We start from the raw sequence: 7,121 nt of genomic DNA on the forward strand, positions 1-7,121 counted from the left end.
CAGGAAACTCATCTGAAAAACCCCGTAGTACCGAAACTGAAAACAATCCACGCCAAATCCGCCACGGCAAGCACGCCGGCCAACCAGGCCAGCAGCGCCGCCCAGCGCGCATGGGCGCTGATCAGGGCCACGGCCATCAGCGCGCCGGCGGACACAAAGCCCAGCCAGGCCACCGTGCCCACCGTGCCGCCCCAGCCCGAGACAACGGGCACAAGGGCCAGCGCCAGCAGCGCCGTGCCCAGGCCGCGCAACTGCGGGCCGCGGCGGGCCGGCAGCTCGCGCGCGCCGGTCAATTGTTCGTAGTGGCGGTCCATGGCAAAGGCCAGGGCCGCCATGCCTGCAAAGGCCAGGGCCAGTGCGGCCAGGGATGCGTGCAACGTGCTCATGCCTGCACCTCCGAGCGGCCGGCCACGGCGGCCTGCCCTTTGGCCGTCTTTGCCTTGGCGGCGGCACCCGCGCCGCGCCGCGCCAGCCAGCGCCAGGCCCAGGCGGCCGCCAGCCCCGTGGCCAGGCAGAACAGCTCCACCCCGGCGCTTTCCCAGTCGCCCTCCCGCATGTGGGCCCACAGCGGCTCGCCCACGGTGATCCAGTTGAGCAGAGGCAGCAGCAGGCACAGCATGGCCAGCAGGCCCATCTGCTGGCGCCAGGCCGTGGCCGGCGCGCAGGCCAGCGCATGCACCAGCGCCAGGCCCCACAGCCCGAAGAACACGGCCAGCTCCCAGTCATCGCGGTGCGCCAGGCCTACGGGCACCAGGCGGTTGGCCCACAGGTAGCCGATGCAGCCCAGGCCCAGCCCGGCGATGGCCGCCACGTTCAGGCCCTCGATCAGCCGGTACACGCGCGCCGTGGCGCTGCCGAACTCGCCCTGGTGGCGGCTGCGGCGCTTGACCATGAAGAGAATGGCGCCCGTGGCCATCATGGCCGCGCCCGCCAGGCCGCACAGGAAGTACAGCCACTTCATGGCCAGGCCGCCGAACTTGACCATGTGCAGCCCGCCCATGACCGCCTGGGCCAGCGAGGGGGTGCCGCCGTCGGCGCCGCCGGGCAGGCGCACCTGCAGCACCTCGCCCGTGGCGGCCGAGAACATGGCCATGCCCGAATTGGGGCTCAGGCGCTGATGCGCACGGTCATCGCTGTTCCAGCCGTAGACGCCGATGCGTGCCGATGCATCGCCGGGATGGTTGACGACCACCGCGCGCACCGCCTGGCCCATCAGCTCCTGGCCGCGCCGCACAAAGGGCTCCAGATCGGGCACCGCCAGGGGCTTGCCGGACAGCGCGGGCGGTCCCGCCTCGTTCATGTCGGCGATGAAGGCCGTGCGGGCGGCCTGGTCCGTGCCATAGACCGTCCAGACGCCAACGGGCATGAAGCTCAGGCTGGAGATGGCGATGCCGGTATAGGCAATCATGAACTGGAAGGGCAGCGTCAGCACCGCCACGGCGTTGTGCGCGTCCAGCCAGCTGCGCTGGCCCTTGCGTGCGCGAAAGGTGAAGAAGTCCTTGAAGATGCGCTTGTGCGTGATCACGCCGCTGACCAGGGCCACCAGCATGGCCATGGCGGCAATGCCGATCACCCACAGCCCTACCTGCCCTGCATGCAGTTCATAGTGGAAGTCCACGAAATGGTTGCCGCCCATGGTGGCGCGCGCGGCGCCGTGGCCGTGGCCGGCCCCCATTTCCTCGCCCGTGGCGGTGTCCAGCTCGGCATCGGCGTACTGGCGGTTGGCGTCGAACCAGTAGACACGCAGGTCGCCGCCGCCCTTGTCGTCGGACGGCCAGATCTCCCACATCTGCGCGCCCTGGTGGTGCTTTTGCATGTAGGCCGCGCCCCAGGCCAGGCGCTGGCCCAGGTCCGCACCCTGCCCGGCCGGCGCAGCGGCGCGCGCTGCCGTCTCGGCCGCCTCCTCGGCATGGTGCTCGGGCGTCATCCAGTGCGTGATGGCTTCCTGGAACACGGCCAGCGAACCCGTGAGGAACACCGCGAACAGCAGCCACGAAAACCACAGCCCGCACCAGGTATGCAGCCAGGCCTGGGCCTGGCGGAAACCGCCCGTGGCAGCGCCGCTGCCGGGGACCTTGCTGATCTGCGCCTTGGCCATCTCAAACGCCCCCGCCATTGCGCGCCAGCAGCAGCGCGGCGCCGCCCATCAGGGCCGCAGGCACCAGCAACCCCAGCCAGACCCGGCCCGCCGAAACCGGCGAGAACGCCCAGATCACCGCCAGCGCGTGCAGCGCAAAACTCCACTGCATGCCGGCGATCACGGCATCGACACGCGCGCCGGGCAGCGCAGCGGCCAGGAAGGCCGCCAGCGCGCTGGCCAGCGCATAGCCGCCGAAGACGGCGGCCAGCAGGCGGGACAGGACAAGCAGGCCCGGATGGACGGGCCTGTCGGCCTGGGTGATATCTGCAGGATCAGCGGGTTGGGATTGGGGCATGTAATGGGTATTCGGATAAGCACAGGAACGCACGAATGCGTGCAAACAAGGAGCCAAAACGGATGCCGTGATGCGGCGGCCTTCAAGGCCCTCCTCATACATGACAAACGAGATCGAAAAAAAGGCCAGCCGCAATGGTTTTCGCCATTGCGGCCAGTGGCCTGGGTCGGACTGGGGCGGGCCCTCCTGGACCCCGCCCCGGCCCTCAGAAGGTGCCGCGCAGCGTCAGCACCGCATTGCGCGGCTTTCCATAGAAATTGCCGCCGCTCGCATAGCCCACGGTCTGGTAGTACGTCTTGTCAAAGATATTGTTGAGATTCAGGGAAACCGTCCAGCGCGGATCGATCCGGTACTGCACCATCGCATTGATGACGGAATAGCCGCCCTGGGTGAAGTTGTAGCGGCCGACTTCATTCCAGTCGGCGTCATACAGCGTATCGCGCACATGGTGCTTGCTCTGGATATGGGCGCTGCCGCCAATCTTCCAGCGCGACAGCTCGCCCGGCAGCACATAGGCCGTGGACAGCTTGAGCAGATGGCGCGGCGTGATGCTGCTGTAGGGCGCGTCCTCGGTCTTGTCGCGCGTGGTGGTGTAGGTGTAGCCGGCCGCGATCTGCCAGCCCGGGCGCAGCTCGCCGCCGATCTCGGCGTCAAAGCCGCGGCTGGTCACCTTGCCCTGCGGCAGAAAACAGCAATTGCCCGACCATTCCTCGTGATTGCTCGGATAGCGCGTATCCGTCACCGCCGTGCCCGTGCGCACCACGTTGAAAAGGCTGAATGTGGCATTGAGCCGGCCATCGGCCAATTCGCCCTTGAAACCGGCCTCATAGCTCTTGCCCTTGACCGGGTCCAGCGAATTGCCCGGAGGAGGCCCCGACTTGGACAGCGCCTGCGGCTTGAGAATCGAGGAATAGCTCAGATACGCCGACCATTGGTTGTTCAGGTCATAGATCACCCCGCCATACGGCGTGAACTTGGCCGGCTCGGAAAAGCGGCTGCCCGATGCCAATTCCCACTGGCCCGCCGCATTCAGCGACTCATAGACCTGGTTGAAGCGGTACTTGGCATAGCGCGCGCCCACGATCACATGCAGGCGGTCCGTCGGATGCAGGCGCAGCACGCCATAGCCGCCCGACTGGTCCTGGCCCCAGGGGTTGTAGCGGCGCGAGATCTCGCCGGCCGGCGCCGGGCGCCAGGCGCCGGGGTTGTAGACATCGATGGGCTCCACGCCCGTGGCATCGGTGGAATAGCCCACGTTCCAGAAGCTCTCCACCTTCTGCCGGTCCATGCCCAGCAGGATCTCGTGCGTGCGCCCGCCCAGGTCGAAGCTGCCGGCCAGGCTGGCGTCCAGCACGGTCTGCCGGTTCTCGTACAGGTAGTGGCCGCCGCCGTTCCAGTTCACGCCCAGGCCGGTTGCGGGGTCCAGCGCGCCGTAGCCGAACACCGTGGAGCCGTCATAGCTGGACTTGCTGCGGGTCAGGTTGAGCTTGCCCTTCCAGCGCGCGGAAAAACGGTGTTCCAGCGCGCCGAACAGCTCGCTGTTGTCCTTGCGGCCCGTGGCCCAGGGCTGGGTGAAGCTGGTGTGGCGCGGCAGGCCGATATCGCTGCCGTCGCTGTAGCGCGGCACGTCGCCGCCGCCATCGCCGCGCGTGCGGATCTTGCTGCGGCTCATGCCCACGGTCAGCAGGGTGTCTGGCGTCAGGTCCGCCTCGACCACGCCGTAGAACTGGGGAGCGCGCGTGTGCTTGATGTCCACGAACTGGTCCGTGTCCTGGTAGGACAGCACGGCCCGGCCGCGCACCCGGCCATCGAGGGCCAGCGGCCCCGTGGCATCCACCATGGTCTGGTAGTTGTTCCAGCTGCCGATGGACTGCTGCACCACGAAGCGCGGCTCGGCCAGCGGCTTCTTGCGCACGATGTTGATGATGCCGCCCGGATCGCCCACGCCGCCCAGCAGGCCCGAGGCACCGCGCATCACCTCCACGCGGTCGTAGAAGTCCATGCTCTGGTTGGCGCTGTAGGTGTACTGGGCGATGTTCAGCGGCGCGCCGCCGTCGATCTGCATGCTGTCGATCTGGAAGCCGCGCGAATAGAAATAGGTGGAGTCGAAATTGATCTGGCTGGTGGTGATGCCGGGCGTGGCGGCCAGCGCGTCGCGGATGTCGGTCATGCGGCGGTCGTCGAGCTGCTGGCGCGTGATCACCGACACCGATTGCGGGATCTCGCGGAACGACTGGTCCGTCTTGGAGGCGATGCTGGTCACGCGGCTGGTGTACGAGCCCGTGCCCTCGGTCGTGCCGTCGATGGCCCGGCGCGCGCTCACCCGCACTTCGGCCAGCGTCTTTTCGATGGCGGCGACGGGCTGCACGGTCAGCGTGCCCTCTTGCACATGGCCCTGCAGGCCGCTGCCGGCCAGCAAATCATCCAGCGCCTGGCGCAGCGGCAGCTCGCCCCGTACGGCCGGCGCCTGCCGCTGGGCGGCCAGCGAGGGCGTGAACACCAGCTGCAGTCCGGCCTGCCGCGCGAACTGGTCCAGCGCGCTGGCCAGCGGCTGCGCCGCTATGTCGAAGCGCAGCGTCTGTGCGGCCGGCTGGGCCAGCGCCGCCTGCAGCGGCATGGCCAGGCCCAGGCAGAGCACGGCATGGGCCAGCGGATGGAGGGCGGCGCGGCAGGCGCCCGAAGAAGGGAAAAGCGGATGCATGGAAATCGTCCTTGGCAGTGATGGAAGGGACCCACAGGGATCACTGCCATGACGACTGGCCAGGAAAACTCCTGAAAAATAATGTGCGCCCCGCTGCCGTGCGCATGCAGTTGCTCTTGCCACCGTCACGCCTCAGCCCGCCGTGGCCACCAGCAGGCCGCCATCGGCCTGCCTGCGCACCTGCACCGGCAGCGCATGGGGCAGCGCCCGCACCCAGGCATGGGCCTTGGCGATGCGCACGCGCCCGCTCAGGGGCAGGCGCGCGGCCTCCGGCGTGGCCTGCAGGTCGAACGGCGCATAGCGTGACAGCCGCGCCAGGGCCTCGCCCAGCGTGGCATCGGCAAACACCAGCTCGCCATGCCGCCAGGAGGCCGCCTGCCCCGCATCGCCCCGGGTCTGCGTGGCCACCGTGCCTTCCATGCGCAGGCCCTGGCCTGCAGACAATTCATAGAAGCGCCCGCCATCCGCATCGGATTGCACGCGCACACGCCCCGACTCCACCTGCACCGTGACCCGCTCCTGCCCCTGGGCGCCCGTGGCCAGCTCCACGCCGAAGCGCGTGCCCAGCACGGTGACGCGCACGCCGCCGGCCTGCACGGTGAAGGGCCGGTCCTCGTCCCGCTCCACCTCGAAGAAGGCTGCGCCCTGCGTCAGCTGCACCACGCGCCGCGTGGCGAAATACTCCACCTGCGCGCTGCTGAGCGCGTCCAGCAGCAGGCTGGAGCCATCGGGCAGGCCATGGCGCACCTGCTGGCCGCGCAGGCTGGACCAGCCGGCCTGCCACTGCACATGCGTGTCGCGGTAGTGCCGCCATTGCTGCCAGCCCAGGCTGCCGCCCAGGCCGAAACCGGCCACGCCCAGCAGCGCGGCCAGGCTGCGCCGCCGACCTGCATGTCGTGCAACGGCGCTGCCGGGCCGCGTACCGCGCCAGCGGTGCAGCGCATCCTCTATGCAGGCACTGGCCTGGATCAGGTCGCGCTCCACGGTGTTGAGGCTGACGCCCAGGCGCTCGGCAATCTCGGGCTGGCGCTCGCCCTGCACGCGGTGGGCGATGAAGGCGGCGCGGCAGCGCTCGGGCAGGCTGTGCAAGGCGGACTCCAGCACGGCCAGCGCCTGGCGGTACATGACGGAGTCGGCCACATCGGGCGCATGGCTGGGCGCCAGTTGTTCATGGACTGCCGCCTCGCCCAGGTAGCGGGCATGGCGCTGGCGGCGGCGGTGCGCATCCAGCGCCATGTGCTGGGCCATCACGGCCAGATAGGCCGTGGCGTCGCGCGGCATCTGGGCCGGATTCGCGGCCCCGGCCAGGTCTGCGGCCTCGGCCGGGGCGCTGCGCGCGTGTTCCGCCAGCCGCAGCCAGGTGTCGTGCACCAGGTCGCCCGCCTCCTCGCGGCTGCCCGTGCTGCGCGTGGCGGCACGCACCAGGTCGGCATAGGCCCGGTCAAAGCCGGAAAGCAGAGCGCGGGTGAAGGAGGCGGACAAATCCATGGGGCTGGATCATAACCGCGCAAAGAAGAATCATTCTCAATAAACGCAATGCATGCCGGGCTCTTTCAGCGGTTCCTGGACCATCCCTGAAAGGGCGCGATCGCAAGGTGCAACGGGCCGCGAAGCGACTTTGCGCACGCCGCACGCGCTATCATCCGCACCAGCCCCCTGTCCCGGGGCCGGTGCTTCAAAACACCCATTTAGTAAGCGGTGCTGCCTCCCCGAAAGCGAGGCCTTGTCACGTCTGGATTCCGGGCTGTGGACGCTCGTCCACGCCCCTGCGGTTTCGGGCGGGATGGGGCTACCCGTAAGGGCGTCCGCACATCTTGCTGTGTGTTTTGAACATCCCGTCCACCTGTTTCGTGCTTCAAAACGCGGAGTCGGTGGTTTCAGTCTCAGTAAGGAGCACGGAAACATGACTGCCGTTTCTCTGGCACTCGCCTGCGCGCCCTCTTTTGGCGCCGCCCCTTCCACACGGAGGGCCCAGGCATGAACCC

Annotated in this window: 5 protein-coding genes; all 5 read right to left on the minus strand. The window is 68.6% G+C overall.

The annotated features are described in order from the left end of the window. Positions 1-8: 8 nt before the first annotated feature. Entirely contained in the window at positions 9-386 is a 378-nt protein-coding gene (locus tag IAE24_RS19605; RefSeq protein WP_199961527.1) for a DUF3325 domain-containing protein, read from the minus strand. Further along, positions 383-2,098: a PepSY-associated TM helix domain-containing protein gene (locus tag IAE24_RS19610; protein ID WP_199961533.1), complete on the minus strand. Its 1,716-nt coding sequence runs from the start codon at positions 2,096-2,098 to the stop codon at positions 383-385. Before IAE24_RS19610 ends, IAE24_RS19605 begins: the two co-directional genes overlap by 4 nt. A gap of 1 nt (position 2,099) precedes the next feature. Further along, complete coding sequence (locus IAE24_RS19615; RefSeq protein ID WP_197485475.1) at positions 2,100-2,435, minus strand: DUF3649 domain-containing protein; 336 nt, start codon at positions 2,433-2,435, stop codon at positions 2,100-2,102. A 205-nt stretch (positions 2,436-2,640) separates the two neighbouring features. Continuing rightward, positions 2,641-5,136, minus strand: coding sequence for a TonB-dependent siderophore receptor (locus IAE24_RS19620; RefSeq protein WP_199961528.1), 2,496 nt, complete (start codon positions 5,134-5,136; stop codon positions 2,641-2,643). A gap of 132 nt (positions 5,137-5,268) precedes the next feature. Next, complete coding sequence (locus IAE24_RS19625) at positions 5,269-6,624, minus strand: sigma-70 family RNA polymerase sigma factor (RefSeq protein WP_199961529.1); 1,356 nt, start codon at positions 6,622-6,624, stop codon at positions 5,269-5,271. Positions 6,625-7,121: the final 497 nt, after the last annotated feature.

Source organism: Delftia sp. S65 (genome assembly GCF_016516495.1).
Lineage (GTDB): Bacteria > Pseudomonadota > Gammaproteobacteria > Burkholderiales > Burkholderiaceae_C > Comamonas > Comamonas acidovorans.

What these genes read in the sequence shown, in the direction of transcription:
- IAE24_RS19605 (WP_199961527.1), bottom strand. Translation starts at nt 386, where the DNA reads ATGAGCACGTTGCACGCATCCCTGGCCGCACTGGCCCTGGCCTTTGCA.
- IAE24_RS19625 (WP_199961529.1), bottom strand. Translation starts at nt 6,624, where the DNA reads ATGGATTTGTCCGCCTCCTTCACCCGCGCTCTGCTTTCCGGCTTTGAC.
- IAE24_RS19610 (WP_199961533.1), bottom strand. Translation starts at nt 2,098, where the DNA reads ATGGCCAAGGCGCAGATCAGCAAGGTCCCCGGCAGCGGCGCTGCCACG.
- IAE24_RS19620 (WP_199961528.1), bottom strand. Translation starts at nt 5,136, where the DNA reads ATGCATCCGCTTTTCCCTTCTTCGGGCGCCTGCCGCGCCGCCCTCCAT.
- IAE24_RS19615 (WP_197485475.1), bottom strand. Translation starts at nt 2,435, where the DNA reads ATGCCCCAATCCCAACCCGCTGATCCTGCAGATATCACCCAGGCCGAC.